The organism is Gordonia jacobaea (genome assembly GCF_001186365.1).
In the GTDB taxonomy this organism is placed as follows: Bacteria; Actinomycetota; Actinomycetes; order Mycobacteriales; family Mycobacteriaceae; genus Gordonia; species Gordonia jacobaea.
Map to the genome: position 1 here is coordinate 19,747 of NZ_LDTZ01000014.1, position 21,888 is coordinate 41,634.

20 protein-coding genes are annotated in these 21,888 nt (G+C 67.0%); 5 read left to right on the top strand and 15 right to left on the bottom strand.

Going from position 1 to position 21,888, the window contains the following annotated elements; translation table 11 throughout:
• Positions 1-6: 6 nt before the first annotated feature.
• The 5 genes from ABW18_RS03065 to ABW18_RS03085 are packed head-to-tail and all read right to left on the bottom strand — an operon-like array spanning position 7 to position 6,269.
• Positions 7-270 (bottom strand): monovalent cation/H+ antiporter complex subunit F, encoded by a 264-nt coding sequence (locus ABW18_RS03065; RefSeq protein ID WP_049697570.1) that lies wholly within the window; start codon positions 268-270, stop codon positions 7-9.
• Positions 267-1,058, bottom strand: coding sequence for a Na+/H+ antiporter subunit E (locus tag ABW18_RS03070; RefSeq protein ID WP_049697571.1), 792 nt, complete (start codon positions 1,056-1,058; stop codon positions 267-269). The genes ABW18_RS03065 and ABW18_RS03070 overlap by 4 nt, the downstream gene beginning before the upstream one ends.
• The gene (locus ABW18_RS03075; RefSeq protein ID WP_049697572.1) at positions 1,055-2,662 is read right to left on the bottom strand and encodes a Na+/H+ antiporter subunit D; all 1,608 of its coding nucleotides are present in this window, start codon (positions 2,660-2,662) and stop codon (positions 1,055-1,057) included. Before ABW18_RS03075 ends, ABW18_RS03070 begins: the two co-directional genes overlap by 4 nt.
• Positions 2,659-3,348, bottom strand: coding sequence for a Na(+)/H(+) antiporter subunit C (locus ABW18_RS03080; RefSeq protein WP_049697573.1), 690 nt, complete (start codon positions 3,346-3,348; stop codon positions 2,659-2,661). Before ABW18_RS03080 ends, ABW18_RS03075 begins: the two co-directional genes overlap by 4 nt.
• Complete coding sequence (locus ABW18_RS03085) at positions 3,345-6,269, bottom strand: Na+/H+ antiporter subunit A (RefSeq protein WP_049697574.1); 2,925 nt, start codon at positions 6,267-6,269, stop codon at positions 3,345-3,347. Before ABW18_RS03085 ends, ABW18_RS03080 begins: the two co-directional genes overlap by 4 nt.
• 75 nt (positions 6,270-6,344) lie before the next feature.
• On the opposite strand from ABW18_RS03085, the gene ABW18_RS03090 reads away from it, so the two are divergent.
• Positions 6,345-6,761, top strand: a complete 417-nt coding sequence (locus tag ABW18_RS03090; protein ID WP_049697575.1) for a hypothetical protein — start codon at positions 6,345-6,347, stop codon at positions 6,759-6,761.
• Positions 6,762-6,901: 140 nt separating this feature from the next.
• A complete protein-coding gene (locus ABW18_RS03095; RefSeq protein ID WP_049697576.1) occupies positions 6,902-7,477 on the top strand; it encodes a hypothetical protein in 576 nt (191 codons plus the stop codon).
• A 55-nt stretch (positions 7,478-7,532) separates the two neighbouring features.
• Here ABW18_RS03095 and ABW18_RS03100 read toward each other — a convergent pair whose 3' ends face one another.
• The 4 genes from ABW18_RS03100 to moeA all read right to left on the bottom strand — a co-directional run bounded on the left by ABW18_RS03100 (position 7,533) and on the right by moeA (position 13,145).
• Positions 7,533-9,836 carry an AAA family ATPase gene (locus tag ABW18_RS03100; RefSeq protein WP_049697577.1) on the bottom strand — a complete coding sequence of 768 codons (2,304 nt, stop codon included), beginning with the start codon at positions 9,834-9,836 and terminating at the stop codon, positions 7,533-7,535.
• Positions 9,833-10,969: a CDP-alcohol phosphatidyltransferase family protein gene (locus ABW18_RS03105; RefSeq protein WP_049697578.1), complete on the bottom strand. Its 1,137-nt coding sequence runs from the start codon at positions 10,967-10,969 to the stop codon at positions 9,833-9,835. The genes ABW18_RS03100 and ABW18_RS03105 overlap by 4 nt, the downstream gene beginning before the upstream one ends.
• A gap of 1 nt (position 10,970) precedes the next feature.
• Positions 10,971-11,795: a phosphatidylserine decarboxylase gene (locus ABW18_RS03110; RefSeq protein ID WP_414651992.1), complete on the bottom strand. Its 825-nt coding sequence runs from the start codon at positions 11,793-11,795 to the stop codon at positions 10,971-10,973.
• A gap of 102 nt (positions 11,796-11,897) precedes the next feature.
• Entirely contained in the window at positions 11,898-13,145 is a 1,248-nt protein-coding gene (gene moeA, locus ABW18_RS03115; RefSeq protein ID WP_049697579.1) for a molybdopterin molybdotransferase MoeA, read from the bottom strand.
• Between the two features lie 67 nt (positions 13,146-13,212).
• Here moeA and ABW18_RS03120 point away from each other — a divergent pair, with 67 nt between their 5' ends.
• On the top strand, positions 13,213-14,013 hold the full coding sequence (locus ABW18_RS03120) for an HAD-IIA family hydrolase (protein WP_049697580.1): 801 nt from the start codon (positions 13,213-13,215) through the stop codon (positions 14,011-14,013).
• A 251-nt stretch (positions 14,014-14,264) separates the two neighbouring features.
• Here the strand turns inward: ABW18_RS03120 and ABW18_RS03125 are convergent, their stop codons facing one another.
• From ABW18_RS03125 to ABW18_RS03140, 4 genes are all read right to left on the bottom strand, one after another.
• Positions 14,265-14,744 carry an SRPBCC family protein gene (locus ABW18_RS03125; protein ID WP_049697581.1) on the bottom strand — a complete coding sequence of 160 codons (480 nt, stop codon included), beginning with the start codon at positions 14,742-14,744 and terminating at the stop codon, positions 14,265-14,267.
• 102 nt (positions 14,745-14,846) lie between these two features.
• Positions 14,847-15,278: a DUF350 domain-containing protein gene (locus ABW18_RS03130; protein ID WP_005206677.1), complete on the bottom strand. Its 432-nt coding sequence runs from the start codon at positions 15,276-15,278 to the stop codon at positions 14,847-14,849.
• 78 nt (positions 15,279-15,356) lie between these two features.
• Positions 15,357-16,700 (bottom strand): NtaA/DmoA family FMN-dependent monooxygenase, encoded by a 1,344-nt coding sequence (locus ABW18_RS03135; RefSeq protein WP_049697582.1) that lies wholly within the window; start codon positions 16,698-16,700, stop codon positions 15,357-15,359.
• Positions 16,697-17,908 carry an LLM class flavin-dependent oxidoreductase gene (locus tag ABW18_RS03140; protein WP_049697583.1) on the bottom strand — a complete coding sequence of 404 codons (1,212 nt, stop codon included), beginning with the start codon at positions 17,906-17,908 and terminating at the stop codon, positions 16,697-16,699. The genes ABW18_RS03135 and ABW18_RS03140 overlap by 4 nt, the downstream gene beginning before the upstream one ends.
• Positions 17,909-18,063: 155 nt before the next feature.
• Here ABW18_RS03140 and ABW18_RS03145 point away from each other — a divergent pair, with 155 nt between their 5' ends.
• Positions 18,064-18,249, top strand: a complete 186-nt coding sequence (locus ABW18_RS03145; RefSeq protein ID WP_049698004.1) for a hypothetical protein — start codon at positions 18,064-18,066, stop codon at positions 18,247-18,249.
• Positions 18,246-19,409 carry an LLM class flavin-dependent oxidoreductase gene (locus tag ABW18_RS03150; protein ID WP_049697584.1) on the top strand — a complete coding sequence of 388 codons (1,164 nt, stop codon included), beginning with the start codon at positions 18,246-18,248 and terminating at the stop codon, positions 19,407-19,409. The genes ABW18_RS03145 and ABW18_RS03150 overlap by 4 nt, the downstream gene beginning before the upstream one ends.
• Before the next feature lie 19 nt (positions 19,410-19,428).
• On the opposite strand, the gene ABW18_RS03155 is transcribed toward ABW18_RS03150, so the two are convergent.
• Entirely contained in the window at positions 19,429-20,553 is a 1,125-nt protein-coding gene (locus ABW18_RS03155) for an acyl-CoA dehydrogenase family protein (protein ID WP_049697585.1), read from the bottom strand.
• Between the two features lie 27 nt (positions 20,554-20,580).
• On the bottom strand, positions 20,581-21,750 hold the full coding sequence (locus ABW18_RS03160; protein ID WP_049698005.1) for an acyl-CoA dehydrogenase family protein: 1,170 nt from the start codon (positions 21,748-21,750) through the stop codon (positions 20,581-20,583).
• Positions 21,751-21,888: the final 138 nt, after the last annotated feature.

Below are 21,888 nucleotides of genomic sequence, written 5' to 3' on the forward strand. Positions count from 1 at the left end.
GCCCCCTCACGTCTGGTCGTCCCGGACTCGGAATCGGGCGATCGCGATCGACCCGACGAAGCTGAGTAGTGCCAGCGCCACGACGCCGGGCACCACGGTGGTGTCGCCGCTGTAGGCCGCCCACACCGCGAGACCGCACATCGCGAGCGCGATGAGAGTGTCGAGGGCGACGAGACGGTCGAGAGTTGTCGGTCCCATGAGCGCGCGGGCAGCGGTGAGCACGGCTGCGACGAGCAGCAGCGTGGCCACGATCACCCAGACGACGCTCATTGGTTCTGCTCCGCTTTGATCGACGCCCGCTCGGCGGTGCGCACGTGGTGATAGTCATCGTCGATGCCGTGGTACGGACTCGGGTGCCATTCGCTGTCACGCTCGAATGCCTTGATGAACATCCGCTCGACGAACGCGATCTGCCGGTGGAACGCCCGCACCTTCTTGTCTGAGCGGACATCGAAGACGTGCACGTAGATCAGCCGTCGACGATGGTCGATCTCCAGCACCATCGTGCCGGGCACGAGGTTGAGATAGTCGACGGCGAGGGTGAGCACCATGTCGGATTTGATTGCCACCCGCACCCGGATGACCGCTCCGAGTGGGCGATAGCCGGGTCGGATCGCGGCCCACGCCACCTGCGCGCTCGACACGAAGAAGTCGACGATCAGCCGTGCGATGAGCCAGAGCACCGACACGGGGTGGATACGGCCCTCGACCGGAACCCGCGGCAGCGGCAGCACGATGGAGATGACCAGCGCGAGCACGACGCCACCGATGATGTTGGCCCACGACACCGTGCCCCACAGCAGCACCCAGACAAAGGTGAGCCAGGCGAGGACCCACAGGCGGACGGCCAGTTCACGGCCGTCACTCGCGATTCGGCCCGGAAGCCGGATGTGTTCGCGAAGCCACACGAATACCCGGACGGTGTTCCAGAAGATGAACAGCAGCGACACGCGCCACGCATTGACGAGGAACGATCTCACGGGTCCCTTGCCGGGCGCGCGTACCGCCCCGGAGCTGCGGCGCCGGGGGTCTTGGTTGCCCTGGTCCTGGCTCGTCATCTGTCACCTCCCAGCACGCTGACGATGTAGTTGTCGCGGTCGGATATGTTGTCGGCCGCGCTGTCGGTGAAGCGCAGGATCGGGCCTGCCCAGAAGGTCAGCACGAGACCGGCCGCGACCATCAGCGCGGTCGGTACCACCATCGACGTCGGCATGCGGCCGACGTCTTCGCGGTCGTCGAAGGAGATGTCGGCACGCTCGTCGATGAGGGCAGACGGAGCGCTGTCGGCGAGCTCGCCCTCGGGAGCGTCGGCACGCGGTCGCCAGAACGCCTTGGTCCACACGCGGGCCATAACGTAGAGGGTCAACAGGCTGGTGATCACCGAACCGGCGACCAACAACCACGCGAGCACCGACCCGTCGCGAGTGCCCGCCTCGAGTAACCCGACCTTGCCGATGAACCCGGAGAACGGGGGGATGCCGCCGAGGTTGAGGGCCGGGATCAAGAAGAGTCCTGCGAGCAGGGGACTCGCGATCAGGCCGCCGAGCCTGCGCAACGACGCAGAGCCCGCCTGTCGTTCGATGAGGCCGACGACCAGGAACAGCGTCGTCTGCACGAGGATGTGGTGCGCGACGTAGTAGATCGCCGCGGACAGTCCCAGTCGTGACGACAGCGCGATACCGAAGATCATGTAGCCGATGTGCGAGACGAGCGTGAACGACAAAAGGCGCTTGATGTCGGACTGCGCGATCGCACCGAAGATGCCTATCAGCATCGTCAGCAGGCCCGCGACCATCAGGATCGAATCCATCGATCCGCCGGGGAACAGCAGGGTATGTGTGCGCATGATCGCGTACACACCGACCTTGGTCAGCAAGCCGGCGAACACCGCGGTGACCGGGGCGGGAGCCGTCGGATACGAGTCGGGCAGCCACGACGACAGTGGGAACACCGCGGCCTTGATGCCGAATGCGACGAGGAGCACCGCGTAGAGCGCGTTGCGGGTTCCCTCGGCCACGGTGTCGAGTCGCAGCGCCATCTCGGCGAGGTTCAGCGTGCCGGTCGTCGCGTAGGCGAACGCGATGCCCGCGAGGAAGATCAGCGACGAGAGCATCGACACCATCACGTACGACGCTCCTGCACGCACGCGTTCTCCGCTGGCACCGAGTGTGAGCAGCACGAAGCTCGCCGACAGCAGGATCTCGAACGAGACGAACAGGTTGAACAGGTCGCCGGCGAGGAAGGAGTTGCAGACGCCCGCGCACAGGATCAGATAGGTCGGCAGGAAGATCGACACCGGCTGCTGCGACGTGCCGTCGCGGATACCCTGCCCGATCGCGTAGCTCACCACGCACAGCAGCACAACGGTCGAGACCACCAGCATCAACGCTGCGAGCGGATCGACGACCAACGTGATCCCGAGCGGACCGTTCGGGTACCCCTTCGACCCCCACCCGCCGATGTGGACCGAGAACGTTCCGTGTTCGTCGGTGAGGTAGAGCATCATGCCCGACGCGACGAGCGCGGTACCGATCGCGACGAGAGCGACAGCACGCTGCAGGATGGGGCTTCGACCGGCGAGCAGCGTGATCGCGGCACCGAGCAGCGGTACGAGCGTCGGCAGCGTGATGAGAACCGGAATCCACGAGGGCTGGGGGATCATCGATCGTCTCCCGGCTGCGGGGGATCACGCGGGTCGGCCGTTCCGGGATAGGGCTTGTCCGGATCCTGCAGATCATTGCCCAGCGGCCACGTCATGTCGACGACGTCGAGGCCGGCTTCTGCGAGTTCGTCCTCCTCGCGCGAGACCTCGTCGATGACGTCGTCATCGTCTGGCATGAGGTCGGTCTCGATCTTGGTCCGGTGCAGTGCGGCGTACTCCTCGGGTGTCAGTGGGTTGCCTTCGTCGTCGAACAGGTCGCCGAGTGGTGTGTCGGCGCCGGTCTCGGGGTTGTCGCTGCGGTCGCGGTCCGGTGCGGTCTGCAGGTTCGTGTTGAGGACCTTGCGATCTTCCACGTCGTCTTCGAGGTCGTCGTCGTCTCGGTTGAGGACGAACAGGCGGTAGACCATCGCGAGGATGAACGCGGCGACACCCATCGTGATGACGATCGCCGTGAGGACCATCGCCTGCGCGAGAGGGTCGGCGTCCTGCGTGCGGTGATCCGACGTCCTGCCGAGGATCGGCGGGTTTCCCGGAGGTCCCGCGAGGGTGATGATCAGCAGGTTGATGCCGTTTCCGACCAGCAGCAGACCCAGCAGCATGCGGATCAGACTGCGTTCCATGAGCAGATACGAGCCGCAGGCGGCGAGGATCGCGACGATGACGAGGAGTCCGAGATTCACGCTCATCGGCTTGCCTCCCCGGGTACGCGCATGATGGTGCCTGCCGGGATCGAGGTCTCGACGTCGAGGCGCGCGCCGAGGCTGCGCAGGATGTCGAGCACCAGGCCGACCACGATGAGGTAGATGCCGAGGTCGAAGAACAGTGCGGTGACGATCTTGATGTCGCCGAGCAGCGGCAGCGTGACCTTGAGGACAGCCGACGACAGCGCGGGCGCGCCGAGCAGCATCGAGGTCGCCGCGGTGCCCGCGGAGATCAATAATCCTGTTCCGAGGAACTTGCCGGGTTCGATGGGCAGCGCCTCGCCGAGTTCGTAGCGACCGCCCGCCAGATAGCGCAACACGAGTGCCAGTCCCATCGTGAGACCACCCGCGAACCCTCCGCCGGGAGCGTTGTGGCCCGCGAAGAAGAAGTAGATCGAGAGCACGACCATCGTCGGGAAGATCAGACGCGTCGTCGCCTCGAGCACCATCGACCGGTGGCGTGGGTCGCGGAACTCGCTGCCGCGCAGCCACGTGGTGCGATCCGGCGGGATCGGGTCGTCGTCTTCGTCGTTCTGGCCGTTCGGGTTGCCGTTGGGACCATTCGCGAGCATGCGTGCGGCGTCGGACACGCGCGGCGCGGCACCGAACCTGCGGTTGCGGAACACCATCGACGCGACGCCCGTGGCTGCGACGATGAGCACGCTGATCTCGCCCATCGTGTCCCACGCGCGGATGTCGACGAGCAGCACGTTGACCGCGTTGGCGCCGTGGCCCCACTTGTACGCGGCTTCGGGGATGTCGACCGAGACAGGCTGTGAGTTGCGCGCGGCAGCGGCGAACAGGCCGATGACCACGAGGCTGACACCGACCGCTGCGCCGATGAGTGCGCGGACCGCCTTGAACCCCGTCGCGTGGCGCGGCTCGGGTTCTGCGGGCAGCTTGCGCAGGACCAGCACGAAGATGACCAGCGTGAGCGTCTCGACCAGGAACTGGGTGAGCGCGAGGTCGGGGGCGCCGTAGAGAGCGAACAGCACTCCGCAGCCGTAGCCCGTGACACCGACGATCAGTGTTGCGGCGAGTCGGTTGCGCAGCAGGACCGCCGCGATCGCCGCGGCTGCCATGATCCCACCGATCACCACCTCGATCGACGAGTCGAATCCGCGCGGCGAGAGTCGATCACGTGCACCGAGGAACAGCACCGTGACAGGCAGGATGATCGCGGTGCACATGATCACGCCCTGCGTGATGGGCAGCGAACCGCGCTGGGTGTTGCGGGTCAGTGTGAGCGAGAGGGAGTCGGCCGTGCGCAGCGTGGCGTCGTAGATGCGGTCGGCGTTGAGTAGCGGGCGGTAGCGGAACAGCACATCCCGAAGACGTCGGATCAGCATGAACAGTGCTGCGCCACCGACGATGACGATGATGGAGAAGACCACCGGCAGCCCGAAGCCGTGCCACATGGCCAGATGCTCGATCTTGTGGCCGTACGACGGCAGGGTCTCGGCGTAGGGCTCGAAGGCGGTGCCGATCAGCGGGCTCAGGAAAGCGGTGACGACACCGAGTACCGCGAGGATCGCGGGTGGCGTCTGGAACGCGACCGAGGGCGGATGCATCTGTGCGACGACGCGGCTCGGGAGCTGGCGCACCTTGCGACCGAACGCGCCCCACAGGAATCGCGTCGTGTACGCCATCGTGATGATCGACCCCGCCAACAAGACGTAGTCGACGGTCTCGGCCTGCCAGTGCTGCAGCGATCCGGTATCCCAGATCGAGGCGAACGCGGTCTCCTTGCCGACGAACCCCATGGTGAACGGCAACCCGGCCATGCTCGCACCCGCGATGGCGGCGATGAGGGCGAGGACGGGCAGACGGTGGCCGAGCCGGGCCAGCTTGCGGATGTCGCGGGTACCGGTCGAGTGGTCGATGATGCCGACGACCATGAACAGTGCGGCTTTGAACATCGCGTGCGCCACCAGCATCGCCAGCGCGGCCATCGCGACGTTCGCGTCGCCCATGCCGAACAACACGGCGAGGAAGCCGAGCTGCGACACAGTGCCGAACGCGAGGATGAGCTTGAGATCGAGTTCGCGAAGCGAGCGCCAGCCGCCGAGCAGCATGGTGAAACAGCCGAGCCCGATCGTCATGACCTGCCAACTGGTGAGGCCGGAGAAGCCGGGAGCCAACCGCCCGATCAGGTAGATGCCGGCCTTCACCATCGCCGCGGCGTGGAGGTATGCGCTGACAGGTGTCGGCGCGGCCATCGCGCCGGGCAGCCAGAAGTGGAACGGGACGATCGCGGACTTGCTGACGGCGCCGATCAGCACCAGCACGATCGCGACGTCGACAAAGATGCCGCTCGACGGCGGGTGCGCCACCAGGTCGGAGAGCAGATACGACCCGGTTCGTTCGCCGAGCATGATGATGCCGACGAGCATCGCGAGTCCGCCGAGGGTGGTCACGAGTAGTGCCTGCGTCGCGGATCTGCGCGAGGTGGCGCGGACGTGATAGAAGCCCACGAGCATGAACGACAACACCGTGGTGAGCTCCCAGAAGATATAGAGCATCAGCATGTTGTCGCTGGCGACGAGTCCGAACATTGCCGCGGCGAACGCAATCATCTCGCCACCGAAGATGGCGACCCGCGGGCGAGCGTCGTCGAAGTAATTGGCGCAGTAGCAGAGCACCAACGCCCCGACACCGAGGATCAGCACCGACATGATGGCCGTGAGCGTGTCGAAACGCATCACGAAATCCATCTGCAGCGTCGGAGCCCAGGTGACCGTCTCGACGCGGGGAGGATCGTGCGCGTGTGGCCAGTTGAGCAGGACCCAGATCAGACCGCCGAGCGGAGCGAGCGCGAGTACGTAGAAACCCCTGGTGCCGAGCGCATGAACGATGGCGGGTGCGATGAGCGCACACACGGCCAACGCGGCCAACACCGAGATCAAAGGGCACTCCGTCTTTCGTCGTCTGGCGGGGTGTCACGGAGCAACTGCCCGCTCGACTATCTTACCGTTGCAGTCATGTCCCGCTTAGTCAGGTTCACAGTCGTTCTGCTGACGTGCACGCTTGCGCTGGTCATCGGTGCTTGCGGGTCCGACGAGGACAGCGGTCTCAAGGGAGTGGCACTACCGTCTGATTTTCCCTCCGATCAAGTTCCCCTGATCGACGGAACGGTGCTGACTGCGTCAGGCGATGCGACCAAGGGCTGGTCGGTGACGGTCCAGGCGCCCGCCGGCGATTCCGGTGTCCTGGACACCGCGGTCAAGAAGTTGACCGACGCCGGTTACACAGAGTCGCAACGAACGTCGCAGAACGGACAGTCCGTCGTGGTGCTGACTGCGGATAAGGCAGGCAAGACGTACTGGGTGAGCGCGGGTGTCACCCCTGCCGCCGCGTCCGGCGGGTCGTCGGTATTCTACACGATCACGACGAGCTGAGGTTCACAGCCGACTGCCAGAGAGTGGGCAGTCGGACGCAAGGGATGCCACGCACCGTGGACGGCACTGTTGATGCGTCATCAGCGCGCCGAATGTCCGGCGCTGGTCGACGACGCACCCGAGCGCAGGGAGTCCCCACGATGTCCGCACCCACCACCGGAGAACACTCGACGAACCCCGAGTACCCGACGAATCCCGATCACCCGACGACCGATCACCTGACGCCAGGGCAGGCGGCCTGGCAGGCGGAAGCGCCTCCGGCCGGCGACTCTGCGCAGCCACGAGCCGACCAGGTGCCGCCGAAGGTCAAGAACGCGATCATCGCGGGCGGGATCGGACTGGCCGTCGGGTTCGGACTGCTCGGCTTCGGCGCCGGGTACGTCGTGGGCCACGACAACTCGACGGGCCAGAGCCAGATGCGCGGCCCCGGGATGAACGGCGGCGGCATGAACGGTGGCGGAATGAACGGGGGCGGGATGCCCGGCATGAACGGTGGTGGCATGAATGGTGGCCAGATGCCCGGCATGAACGGCGGCACGGGCCAGAACGGGCAGCTTCCCAACGGTCAGCAGGGGCAGATGCCGAACGGCCAAGTGCCGAACGGCCAGCTGCCGAATGGCCAGCAGGGCCAGACCCCGAACGGCCAAACCCCGAACGGGCAGGTGCCCAACGGTCAGCAGGGTCAGACCGGGCAGACCGGCACCCAGACCAGTTGAACCAGACCAGTTGAACCAGACCAGTTGAACCCAGCCGTTCACTCGCCCCAGCTGTTCACTCACTCCGTCGGTCGGCGTAGGCGCGCAGGTCCTCGACCTGTGCGGCGTCGAGTGACGGTCGAACCCGCGTGCGGGCGTCGACGACGTCGTCGGCGGTGACGGTCGCGGCGTCGATGTCGCGGCGCATGGCCGCGAGTGCCGCCTCACGCAGCAGCGCGGCGCAGTCGGCGGCCGAGTAGCCCTCGAGGTCGGCGGCGAGCGCGTCGAGGTCGATGCCGTCGGCCAGGGGCACCTTGCGGCCCGATGTGCGCAGAATCTCGGCGCGGGCTTGCGCGTCCGGTGGCGGGACGAAGACCAATCGCTCCAGCCGCCCCGGACGTAGCAGTGCCGGGTCGATGAGGTCCGGCCGGTTGGTCGCGCCGAGGACCACGACGTCCTGCAGCGGCTCGACGCCGTCGAGTTCGGTCAACAGCGCGGCCACGACGCGATCGCCGACGCCCGCATCGGTCGACTGGCCGCGACGCGGGGCGAGGGCGTCGACCTCGTCGAGGAAGATCAGCGACGGTGCCGATTCGCGTGCCGCGGCGAACAGGTCGCGCACCGCTTTCTCCGACGACCCGACCCACTTGTCCATCAGCTCGGCGCCCTTGACCATGTGCACCGAGAGCATGCCCGACGCCGCGAGCGCGCGAACGACGAAGGTCTTGCCGCAGCCGGGTGGTCCGTAGAGAAGCACACCGCGCGGCGGCTCGACGCCGAGCCGCGTGAACGTGCCGGGGTGCTGGAGCGGCCAGAGCACGGTCTCGGTGAGCGCCTGCTTCGTCTCGGTCATGTCGCCGACGTCGTCGAGGGTGATGGATCCGACCGCGACCTCGGGGGTGCGTAGCCGCGAGACGGGTCGGATGACGTCGAGTGCCCCGACGAGATCATCGTCGGTGAGTGAGGGCGCCGCATCGGTAGCGCTTGCCCTCGCGGCCGCACGCAATGCAGCCTCGCGCGCGAGCGCAGCCAAGTCGCCTGCGACGAAACCCGGTGTGCGCGCGGCGATGTGGTCGAGGTCGAGTGCACCGTCGGTGGGTACTCCGGTGAGGATCACTCCGAGTATCCGTGCGCGTCGAGCGGCGTCGGGTAGTCCGATGACGAGTTCGCGGTCGCACAGGTCGGGAGCGCGTAGGCGTTCGTCGAGCCCCGCGGGTTCAGCGCTGGTGACGATCAACGCGATGTGGTCGTCGGACGTCGACGTCGCGTCGGTGGGGCTGATCGCTGCCCGCAGTTCGTCGAGGATCAACGTCGAGACAGGCTCGGACTTCGCGGGCAGCAGGGCGTCGACGTCGGTGATCAGTAGCACCCCCGAGCCGGAGCGTCGGAGATCGGCGATCGCGTCGCTGACCGCGCGGAGGCGGGCCGAGGCCTCGAGCGATCCGATGGTTGGTCCGTCGATCGTCGTCAATGTCCTTGCGGCACAGACGGATCGCACGAGCGTCGCCTTCCCGGACCCTGCCGGACCGGAGAGCAGCACGCCGAGTCGGGGAGTGGCCCCGAGCGCGCGCAGCACGCCTGGCTCGTCGAGCGTGATGCTCAGCCACTCGGTGAGTTTCGCGACCTGCGCGTCGACCCCGACCAACTCCGACGCCGGGCGCACCACGTGCCCCGGCGATTCCGCACCCGGCGGTGTGGTGAGCCAACCGCGCCCGACCCCACCTGCTGCCGCGCCGACGGCGCCGCGACTCTCGCCGACAACGCCGGGACTCGTGTCCGCGGCGCGTGGTGCTGCACCGACGGCACCGCGTGTGGCGTCGACGCCATCCGACGCCCACAGCACGGCGGTCGAGGGCTGCACGCTGACCGGCGACCCGGGATCGGTTGCGGTGACCGTCAGCAACTCGTTGGTCCACGTGATGCCGACCGACAACGTGAGCGCGCGGGTGGCGGCGCTCGCGGTGAGTTCCGGACCGAGGTCGCGTGGAAGCAGCGACACCGCATCCCCGACCGACAGCACCTTGCCGAGGAGTGCACGCCGCAGCGTCGCCTCGTCGACGCCTCGACTCGCAACAGCGGAACCGGTGACGACGACCCGTGCCGCGCCGTGCACGGCAACCCCGGAGAGCACGACCGAGGCGTTTTCCTTGATGCCCGCGTTGGAGAACGTGATGTCGTCGAGCAGTAGCGTGCCGGTCGGCGTCCCCGACGGTGCTGCCGCGACGACGGCCGCGGTGACCCGTGCACCCGTGATCGACACCGCGTCCCACTCACGCAATCCGAGCGCCGTCAGCGCTTCGGGATGAGCGCGGACGATCCCGCGGCGCGAATCCGCAGCCGACGTATTGAGCCGAGCGGTCAGCGTGAGCTGCGCGTTCACCGGGCGTCACCGCCGGCCGGGGCATCGGTGACAGGGACGTCGGAAGCAGGGGCGTCGGAAGCAGGGGCGTCGGACACTGTGGTGTCGGAAGCAGGGGCGTCGGACACCGTGGTGTCGGAAACCGGGGCGTCGGAAACACTGTGGGGCGCCGTGGTTTCAGAGCCCGGGATGTGCAAGCCGAGTCGCGCGGTCGATTTGCGCGGTGGCAGCGTGCGGCGCGGCTGGCCGCGGGCGATCGCCCGACGTTCCGCCCGGCGCTCGGCGGGCGGGGCCTCCCAGTGTTCTGGCCGCGCCTGTACCCAGCGTCGACTGCGCCAGGCGAACGGAATGTGCACGGCGTATGCCGCCACCAGGATGATCATCAGCACGTATGGGTAGGTCAACAGCAGTGCTGCGCCGATCGCGACGAGGATCAACAGGCCCGCAAGCTTGCGCGGATGCACAGACGACGTCTTGAGCGATGCTGTCGGAACTCGACTGACCGCGAGCAGTGCCACCACGACCAACCACAATCCGACGACCAGCGGCGAGGTCCACCATCCGTCGCCGAACTGCTGGGCGAGCCCGATCGGCAGCAGGGCCACCAGGGCTGCTGCGGGCGCGGGTACGCCGACAAAGAAGTCGCGGGTGTAGCCGGGGGCATCGGTGTCATCGAGCAGGGTGTTGAACCGCGCGAGCCTCAGCACGATCGCGCAGCAGTAGATCAGCGCGAATCCCCAGCCGAGGTCGTGTCCTTGCAGCAGATACAGGTACACGATCAGCGCTGGCACGACGCCGAAGTTGATGGCGTCGGCGAGTGAATCGATCTCGGCGCCGATCTTGGTGGTCGCGCCCATCAGCCGGGCCACGCGGCCGTCGATGCCGTCGAGTAGGGCCGCGGCGACGACGAGTGCCATCGCAAGGTCGACGTTGTCGTTGATGACAGCGCGTACCGCCGTCAACCCCGCGCAGATCGCGAGAATCGTCAGCGCCGACGGTACGAACATCCGCCCCGCGGCGGCCTGTCGCCGCAGTCTGCCCTGCTCGTCGTTCGACGCCGAGCCCCGGGGGACTCGACGTCGCGTCGACCTCATCGACGGATTGCGGTAGTGCAGCGGGGTGCGGTCTACGCCCGCTCGATTGTTGGTCGGCATGTCATCCGCCGTCGCGGACGCGGGTGGTATCCGAGGTACTCAGCGTGGCGAGCGGGGTCTCGGCGCCGACGGTGCGCTGCCCGACCAACACTTGTTGCTTCGTACCCGGCGGGAGGTAGACGTCGACGCGTGAGCCGAACCGGATGAGTCCGTAGGTGTCGCCGATGCAGAGGTGATCGCCGACCTTCGCGGTGCAGACGATTCGACGCGCAAGCAGGCCGGCGATCTGTACCACGGCGATGTCGGAGTCGCGGGGTGTCGGGTCGGGATCGTCGCCGTCGGAATCGTCCCCGCCGTCGGGGCGCACGACCATCGTCGTGCGCTCGTTTGCCGAACTCGCCTCCGGGAGGTCGGCGGACACGAACGAACCGGGCGTGTGCGTCACCGACAACACGCGACCGCTGATCGGGACACGCTGCACGTGGACGTCGAAGATCGACAGGAACGTCGAGACGCGCGGTCGGGGTTGGTCGCCGAGACCCGATTCCGCTGGGGGAACGGCATCGTCGACGAGGCTGACGATCCCGTCTGCCGGAGCCACCACGACGCCCGGCTCAGTCGGCGGAACCCGTGAGGGATGCCGGAAGAAGGCTGCGCAGGCTCCTGCCGCGGCGGTCGCGGGCACCGCGATCCACCGATGTCGCCGACCAACCACCGCCACCGCCGATGCCGCGGCGACGAACGGGAGGCCTGCCGGGTGGATCGGGGGAAGGGTCTCGCGCGCAAGAGCAACGAGGTGCGTCGGGGTCAGGCCGGAACGGATCGGACCGTCGGATTCGGTTGCCGGATGTTGTGCTGATGCGTCCGGTCGCGGGCGCCTGGCCACCTGATCATCCTCCCGAGTCGGTCGCGCCGGAATTGCCCGTCGCGTCCGTACAGCTTAGCGATGCCAGACAGCTGCGGTTCCGGGGTCTGGGGGTCGCAGACGTCACAGAACGACGACGTTGACGACCGAACCCGCAGGCAATGCGGTGGTCGTGGCGGGGATGTCGATCAACGCGTTCGCCCCCGCGAGGTAGCGCAGATGATGTGACCCCGGTGGACCTATCGGCTCGACGACCAGCCGGCCGTCGACGCCCGGGAGCAGCGACTCGTCGACGACGCCGCGCATGAACTGCCTTTTGCCCTCCGGTGATCGGATGTCGCTGCCGAGCGTGGCCGCGACGCGTGGTCGGTCGGGTGACAGGCCCATCGCCGCGCGCAGGGGAGGACGGATGAACACCTCGAACGACACGAGCGAACTGACCGGATTTCCCGGCAACGTGATGATCGGGACGCGACGGCCGGCCGGGTCGAGGTGATGCCCACATCCCTGCGGCATCCCGGGCTGCATGGCCACCTTCACGAACTCGACCGGCCCGGCGTCGAGTGCCTCCTTGACCACCTCGTACGCCCCGGCGCTCACGCCACCGGAGGTGATGATCAGGTCCGCGTCGGCCGACGCCTCGTCCAGGCGCTCGAGGAAGTCCGCGACATCGTCGGGAACGAAGTGAACGTGCCGTGCCAGCGCGCCCGCCTCGGTGAGGGCTGCGGTGAGCATGGCGCCGTTGGACTCGTAGATCTGCCCGTGCTGCAACGGTTTTCCCGGCTCGACGAGCTCGGAGCCGGTCGACAGCACCACAACCCGCAGCCGTCGGGCAACCGCGACGTCGGCGAGGCCGAGCGCCGAGAGCAGTCCGATCTGTGCCGCCCCGAGCACCGTGCCGGCGGGCAGCGCGACGTCGCCGCGCGCGATGTCGGAGCCTTCGCGTCGAATGTGCTTTCCCGCCTCGACGCCCGAGCTGAACCCGACCGTCGAGTCGGGCACGTGGTCGACAGAGAAGTCGCCGTCGGTGAGTTCAACCGGCACAACGGCATCGGCGCCGTCGGGCAGCGGTGCACCGGTCATGATCCGCGCGGTCGTCCCCGGTGCGAGTGTCACCAGACCCGTGCGGCCGGCAGGAATGTCGTCGACGACGGGCAGCCGGACGGGCTCCGCCGCACTGGCACCGGCGATGTCGTCGGCCCGCACCGCGTATCCGTCCATCGCGGAATTGTCGAAGGCGGGCATCGCGAATGCCGCGACGGCGTCGTCGACGGTGGCCATACCCAGCGCATCCGCAACCGCGACGCGGACCGTTTCCGGAGGCCCGAACAGCTCGCTGACGATCTTCTGATGCTCGGCGACGGAACGCATTGGCCCAGCATGCCACGTAGATCGAGCCCGTCCTGCGCTCGCGCCCGACGGGCACTAGATTCGATGCATGACGCTGGGGCTGCTGCTCGACATCGACGGGGTGATGGTCACCTCGTGGCATGCGCTGCCCGGCGCCGTCGAGGCGATCGAAGAACTCTCCGAGCGCGGCTACCCGCGAATGTTCTTGACCAACACCACATCACGGTCGCGATCACAGATCGCCGAAGCGCTCGGCAACTGCGGATTCGAGGTCGAACCCGACGAGATCCTCACCGCCGCCAAACTCACCGCCGAATTCCTGGCCCGCAACTATCCCGGCAAGCTCGCCTGGGTTCTCAACGAGGGACCGATCGCCGAGGACATGACCGGCGTGCCACTCACCGACGACCCAAACGAAGCTCAGGTCATCGTCCTCGGCGGCGCCGGGCCGGTGTTCACACACACTGCGCTGTCGACAGTGCTGGAGAAGATGCTCGCCGGTACCCCGGTCGTCGCGATGCACCGTTCGATGATCTGGTCGACGGCCCGTGGCCTCTCGATCGACACCGGCGTCTACCTCGAGGGCCTCGAGAAAGCCTCGGGACGAAAGATCCGCGCTATCGGCAAGCCCTCGCCACTAGGTTTTCGCGCCGCCGTCGAACTCATGAACCTTGAGCCGACCCAGGTGGTGATGGTCGGCGACGACATGCACAACGACGTCCTCGGCGCCCAGGCCGCCGCACTCATCGGCGTGCTGGTGCGGACCGGCAAGTTCCGCGAGGACGCGCTGCGCGCCCTGCAGCGCGATGAGTTCGGGCCGGTGCCCGACCACATCATCGACTCCCTCGCCGACCTCCCGGCCCTTATCGAGAAGCTCGACGGCGCCTGACCCTGCCCACTCGACTGGCCGAAGCGCCCACTCGACTGTCTGGAGCGCCCAGTCGACGGTCTAAGGCGCCCACTCGACTTTCTAAGGCGCCCACTCGACTGGCCGAAGCGCCCACTCGACTGTCTAAGGCGCCCACTCGACGCGAAGTGCACCCGTCGACTGTGCGCTCGAGAGCGTCGACTGGGCGCTGTATCCCGTCGACTGGGCGCTGCACTCCGTCGACTGGGCGCTCTATCCCGTCGACTGGGCGTTCAGGCGGCCCGGGCGGTGCTCGATTCTGCGGCGCGCTTGATCTTGCCCAGGGTCTCGGCCATCCCGACCTTGAGCTCTTCCTCGAACGAGTCGGAGCCGCCGAACACGAGGTCGACGAGCGTCGAGGACACCTTGGTCGTCTTGCCGCCCGCGGCTTCCCGACGTTCCGTCACCGTCACGCCGCCCGACGGGTTCGGCTCGATGGTGTAGCTCCACACGGTGTGGTTCTCCGCGACGCGGAACCCGATCTCCTGGTTGGGTGCGAACCGCACCACCTTCGACGTCGTCGGCCAGGCGAGCGGTCCGCGACGGTTGATGTTGACCGTGCGGGTGCCCAGCTTCACCGGCCCGCCGATGATGAACATCTTGGCGCACTGCGGACTCCACTCGCCCATGCGGGCGAGGTCGGAGATCACGGACCAGACCTGCGTGGGCGTGGCGTCGATGTCGATGGACTCTTCGATCAGTGCGGCGGTCATGGTTCCCCCGGGTTGTGCGTTGCGGACGGTCGATGACCGACGGTGTCGCCGGTCACAGCTCGCATCACCCTAGAACGCCTATTGTCGGACAGTCAATAAGACTCAGACGATGAGCACGGTCCCGATCATCGCCGCGACGCCGACGAAGACCGCGGCAGAGATCCATCCCGCGGGATGCGCGTCGTTCTCGAGCAGGATGGTCCCGAGCTTGCCGGGCGTGAGCCAGTCGATGAGCACGAATGACCACATCATCACCGCGATGGTCAGCACCGCGTAGGCGAGCGTGTAGAGCAGCGCCTTCCACAACACGAGGGTCACCGTGTCGACCACCGAGGCGACCAGCACGAACGCGATTCCGACGACCATCGACGTCGTCAGGATCATCGCGTTGCGGTTGTTGTCCACCCAGACGAGCTGCCGAAGCCGGCCCGGAGTCACGAGGTCGAGGGCACCGAAGCCGACGACCATGAGCGCAACCCCCAGGAGGCTGAACGACGCACCCCAGGCCAGATTGGTGCCGAACACTGCGTCCACCTGTGATCTCCCCTCGTCGCCGACCCTCTGGTCGGTGCGTGGTCGCCGGTGCACGCGGGCGCGACACCCACGAAAACCCTAACCCGCGACGACCCCTGCGAGCCCGAGGTTCTCACGCAGTGTCCGACCCGGATACTCGGTCCGGTACACGCCGAGGTCTTGGAGCTCGGGAATCACGTCGTCGACGAAGCGGTCGAGGCCGCCGGGAGTGACGTGTGGAACGAGGATGAAGCCGTCACTCGCGTCGGCCTGCACGAAGCGGTTGATCTCGTCGGCGACGGTGCGCGCCGAACCGACGAACGCCTGACGCCCCGTGACCTCGATGATCAACTCACGCGTCGTGAGCTTCTTCGACTCGGCCAACGCGCGCCAGCGGGCTGCGACGTCGCGTGGGTCCTCGTGGATGCGGACACTGGCTCGCCCCTTCGCGACGGTGTTCTCGCCGGGCAGCGGGTCGATGCTCGGTAGCGGGCCGTCGGGATCGTGGTCGTGGAGGTCTCGATTCCAGAGTTGCTCGAGGAACTTGATCGCGGTCTGTCCGCTGACCTGCGCGAGTCGGATCTCGTGCGCGAGTTCCGCCGCGTCGGCATCGGTATCTCCGACGACGAACGTCGCGGCGGGCAGGATCAGCAGATCGTCCGGTCTCCGCCCGTGAGCGGCGAGACGCCCCTTGACGTCGGCGTAGAACGCCTTGCCGTCGTCGAGCGTCGAGTGTCGCGAGAAGATCGCGTCGGCGCGCGCGGCGGCGAACTCCCGACCCTCGTTCGAATCTCCCGCCTGGAAGATCACCGGCCGCCCCTGCGGGCTGCGCGGCACCCCGAATGTGCCGCTGATGTCGAACTGCGAGTCGAGGTGCGCGAACTGGCCGGCGTGTGGTCTGCGCAGGAATTCGCCGGAGGACCGATCGGCGACGATGTCGTCGCGTTCCCACGAATCCCACAGTTCCACAGCGGTTTCGAGGAACTGCCGAGCCCGCACGTAGCGCTGATCCGCCGGAAGGTATCCGCCGCGGCGGAAGTTCTCGCCGGTGAACGCATCCCACGACGTCACGACGTTCCAGGCTGCGCGACCGTCGGAGAGGTGGTCGAGCGACGCGAATTGCCTTGCCACCTCGACGGGTTCGTTGAATGTCGAGTTGATCGTCCCGGCGAGTCCGAGATGTTCGGTGACCGCCGCGAGTGCGGCGAGGATGGTGAAGGTGTCGGGCCGTCCGACGACGTCGAGGTCGTAGATCTTGCCGTTCTGCTCGCGCAGCCGGAGTCCCTCGGCGAGGAAGAGGAAGTCGAACAACCCGCGCTCGGCGGTCTGTGCGAAGCGCGTGAACGACGAGAACTCGATGTGACTTCCGGCGGCCGGATCACTCCAGACCGTCGTGTTGTTGACGCCGGGGAAGTGCGCCGCGAGATGTACCTGCTTGGTCATCGGACACCGCCTGACACGGTCGCACGTGAGTATCGATTGACGGGATGGCGCAGACCCAAGGTCTCCCGAAGGGTGTGTGCTCCTGAGGTTTTCGCTTCCGAGTCGACAAGGAGACCGCGTCGACGCAGCTCGGGGGCGAGGTCATCGGCGATGCGGCGAAGGTCGTGCCCGATCGCGGCCGGATGCAGCCGGACCCCCTCCGCCGAGTCAGCTGCACCTGCACGCTCCTCGATGAGGTCGGCCAATCCTGCTGCGGTGCCGACGAACTCCTGTGTGCCGTCGTCGAAGCGGGTGCCGAGCCAATCGTCGTACTGCGCTCGACGACCAGCCGCCGACGCCTGCGTGTCGTCGAGGTAGACGACGAGGTCGTCGTAAAGTCGTAGGTCTTCTCGGCGATTGCTGCCCGACGCTGCGAGCACCTTGTCGAGCGTCGCACGGTCATCTGGACTCGTGAAGAACCCGATATCGGCGCTGCCGCTGAGCAATTCGAGTGACGCGGGATCGCCTGCCGACACCGTCGTCGCGATGAGGGGCTGCCCCTGCGGGGGTCGTGGTGTGATCGACGGGCCGCGCACGGAGAAGAACTCGCCTTCGAAGTCGATGTAGTGCAACCGATCCCGGTCGATGAAGCGTCCGGTCGCGACGTCGCGGATCTCGGCGTCGTCCTCCCACGAGTCCCACAGTCGGCCGATCACCCCCGCGTATTCGGCAGCTTCTCGGTGCAGCGCAGCGCGATCCGATGCCACCTCGAGGTTCCGACGTCCGAACAGTGAGACGTTCTCGGGCCGGTCGTCGACGGCCAGCACGACTCCCGCACGTCCACCGCTGACGTAGTCGAGCGTGGCGATCGCCTTCGAGGTGTGGAACGGCTCGGTGTGCGTCACGGTCACTGTGGGCAGGAGTCCGATTCGCGTGGTGAGCGGCGCGATTCGTGCCGCGATCAGCACGGTGTCGAGCCTGCCGTTGACGAGGTCGGTACGCACCGGCGGCGCGCCGGCCGACGACTCGCCGGGCAGTAGCGGCCGAGGCTCGAATCCGTCGTCGAGCGTGACGAGATCGGCACCAGCGCGTTCGGCGGTGACGATCGCGTCGCGCCAGTAGCTGGCGCTGAACAGTGCGTCCGGTCTGGCCTCCGGGTCTCGCCAGGCAGCCGGGTGTCGACCGGCGCCACGCAGTCCGATGGCCAACGACAGCGTTGAATCACTCACGACTCGTCTCAACGGTCGACCCGCTCGGGCCTCTTCCCGACCGCGACCAAAAGATCAGCGTGAGCACAACCGTTCTCTCGATCGTCATATGGGTGCTTACTGGGACATTGCGGACTGGGAACAGAGCTGCCGAAATTCGAGCTGCGGGAGTGACGATGAGCTGGTTGTCCAAGGTGGGCGGGTTGTCGCAGATGGTCGAGACGCACCACCAGATGTTGTTGCGCGGAGCCGCTGGCCAGACGCCCGAATCGTCGGCGGCGTACTACCCCGGAGTCGGCCATGCCGACCCTGGCGTCAGCACACAGACCGCTCACACCAACCCCCAGCGCGTCCGCCGATGACAGCGAAAAGCGCTGCGCCGCTGCCACTCTCAGTCCTCGACCTTGCGCCGGTCAGTGAGGGGTCGACTCCCGCAGAGGCGGTGCGGCGCAGCATCGCGCTGGCGCGCGCCGCCGAGGGGTGGGGCTACCGACGTTTCTGGCTCGCCGAGCACCACTTCGTCTCGGTCGGTTCGTCGTCGACCGCCACGCTGATAGCCCTGGTCGCTGCCGCAACCGAATCGATTCGGGTCGGCAGTGCGGCAGTGCAACTCGGACATCACACCGCGGCGTCGGTCGTCGAGGCGTTCGGCACCATCGACGCCGTGTTTCCCGGCCGCCTCGACCTCGGGCTCGGGCGGTCGGGGCAACGGCGCACCGAAGCACTCGCCGCGGCGGCGGCTGCGCCCAAAGGGCCGACGGGGCCACCACCCGCGGCCGAATCCGAACGCGTCGTCGACGGCCTGCTCCTACCCGAACCGTTCGTCTTCGCGGGCATTCTGTCGTCACCGCTGATCGGTGCCACCGCGGCGGCACTGGAGTTTGAGGGTGCCGCGCAACCCGACTTCGCCGACGCCGTGTCCGACATCCTCGCGCTGCTCGACGGAGGGCTGCGCGTCGGCGACGTCGAATTGCACGCTGTCCCAGGCGAACACGCCGACGTCGAGGTCTGGGTGTTCGGTAGCAGCAAGGGGCAGAGCGCGCAGGTCGCAGGCGCCGAGGGGCTGCCGTTCGTCGCGAACTATCACGTCAGTCCCGCAACGGTTCTCGAGGCGGTCGAAGCCTACCGGGCCAACTTCCGTCCGTCTGCCCGCCTGTCCGAGCCATATGTGGTGGTGTCCGCCGACGTCGTCGTTGCCGAAGATGATTCGACCGCAACACATCTCGCGTCGACCTACGGCCACTGGGTGCACGACATCCGGACCGGTCGGGGAGCGCAACCCTACCTCGATCCCGATAGCGCGGCGCCGCTGACCGATGAGCAACGTGCGGTTGTCGACGACCGGATTCGGACGCAGTTCGTCGGCTCGCCGTCGACCGTCGCCGAACGACTCGACACGCTGGCACGCGTCACCGGCGCCGATGAGCTCGTGATCACCAGCGTCACACACGATTTCGACGATAGGCTTCGCTCTCACCAGCTCCTGGCAGCAGAATGGGGGCTCACCGACTCACGTCGATGAACCCCCATCTGGTGCGAACCTAGTTGACGGTCACCATTTCGTAATCGCCGAGCTTGCCGGCGAGGACACCGAGGTGTTCGTCAGCGTCGCCGAGGGTGCGAGAGATCGCGGTCAGGCGTGCAACGTAATGTCCCACAGGGTATTCCGCTGTCATGCCGATGCCGCCGTGCATCTGGATCGCTTCCTGGCCCACCTTGCGTGCCGAGCGGCAGATCTGCAGCTTCGTGCGGCTGTAGACCGACGGGTCGTCGACCTCGTCGTTGAGCGAAGCCGTCGCGTACAGGCTCATGCTGCGTGCCAGCTCGAGCGCCACGTACACGTCCGAGGCGCGCTGCGTCAGCGTCTGGAAGGTCTTGAGCGGCACACCGAACTGCTTGCGCGACTTGAGGTATTCGGTCGTCAGTTCCATTGCGCGTTCCATCGCGCCGACAGCCTCGGCGCACTGAGCCGTCTGCGCGAAGATGTCCGCGTAGGCGATAGCGTCGGACTGATCACCCTCGGCCAGTTCGATCGCCGGGGCGTTGGCAAAGCTCACCCGGGCGGCTCGACGGTCGTCGTAGGTGCGGAACCCGTCGACGGTCACCCCCGACGCGTCGGCGTCGACGAGGAACAGTCCGATGGTTCCGTCGGTGCGGCGGGCGCTGACGACGAACTTCTGCGCCACGTCACCCGCCAGGACCGGGTACTTCACCCCGTCGAGAGTGACGCCGTCGCTGGCGCCGGTCGCCGTGGTGGTGACTGCCGCTGCGGGCCAACGATCTTCGGGTTCTGCGTGAGCGTATCCGAGCAGCAGCCGCCCCTCCGATACCTCTGTCAGCAAACTGGTACGGCGGTCGCCGGAGGCGACCTTGTCGATGACGATGCCCGGCAACAATGCGCCGTACAGCAGCGGCTCGGGTGCGAGGCTGCGACCAACCTCGCCCATCAGCGCGCTGACCTCGACCGGTCCTGCACCGGTGCCGCCTGCGTCCTCGCTGAACGGCAGTCCGAGGATGCCGATCTCGGCAAGCGATTCCCAAATCGACGCCGACCAGCCCGTGTCGGTCTCCGACACGGCGCGGATCTTCTCGATGTCATAACTCTTGAACACGCTGCGGACGGTGTCGCGCAGCAGTGACTGCTCTTCGGTGAGCTCGAAATCCATTGTGTTACTCCAAGTGTGGTTGTCGGGCTACAGACCGAGGATCGACGACGAGATGATGCTGCGCTGGACCTCCGACGAACCGCCGTAGATGGTCACCTTGCGGTAGTTGAGGTATTCGGGCACCGCGAGCTGCGCCCACTCCGGAGTCCCGACGCCCGGCGCGTCAACGGCCAATCCGCGCGCGCCCGCAACATCTGCGAGCAACTCGGTTGCCGACTGCTGCAGCTCACTGCCACGCAGCTTGACCAGCGACGACACCGGATTCGGCTTGCCGTCGGCAGAGCCTGCGACGACGCGCAGCTGGGTGACCTCGAGCGCGAGCAGTTCGGTTTCGAGTTCCGCGAGGCGCGCGGCGAACAGCGGGTCGTCGAGCAACGTGCCGGTCGCGGTCTTCGTTGCGGCGGCGAGCTTCTTGGCCTCGGCGAGCTTGGTCTTGGTCCAGCCGACGCGTGCGATACCGGTGCGCTCGTTGCCGAGCAGGAACTTGGCGTAGGTCCAGCCGGCGTTCTCCTCGCCGACGAGATTCTCGACAGGCACCTTGACGTCGTTGAAGAAGACCTCGTTGACCTCGACGCTGCCGTCGATGAGCTTGATCGGGCGCATCTCGATGCCCGGGGTGTCGAGATCGATGAGCAGGAAGCTGATGCCCGCCTGCTTCTTGACGTCGGGGTCGGTGCGCACGAGGCAGAAGATCCAGTCGGCGTACTGTCCGAGCGTGGTCCAGGTCTTCTGGCCGTTGACGATGTAGTGGTCGCCGTCGCGGACCGCGCGGGTCTTGAGTGACGCGAGGTCGGAGCCGGCCTCGGGCTCGGAGAAGCCCTGGCACCACCAGATGTCGAGGTTGGCGGTCTTCGGGAGGAACCGCTCCTTGATCTCCTGGGAACCGAACGTCGCGATGACCGGACCCACCATGTTGACGTTGAACGTCAGGGGATCGGGCACGAAGTTCAGGCTGAGCTGATCGTGATAGATGTTGCGCTGGATGGGCGTCCAGTCGCGGCCACCCCACTCGGTCGGCCAGCCGGGCGTAGCCAGGCCCTCGGCATTGAGGATGCGCTGGGTGGTGACGATGTCGTCGGGCAGGTTCAGCGTGCCTGCGGCAGCACGCTGACGGATCTCCTCGGGGATCTTCGTCGTGAAGAAGCTCTGGAGTTCTTCGCGGAACTTCTGTTCATCTGAATCGAACTTCAAGTGCATGTAACCAGTCTTACCCTGTGGCACCTGTAGTGCGAAAGTGCGGCCCCGCGAGATTCCGCCAGATCGTGACCTCAAACCGTGGTCGCCACGGTCTGAGTTCCAACCGTAGCGAGTCCGTGCCTCGCGCTCGGTGTGACG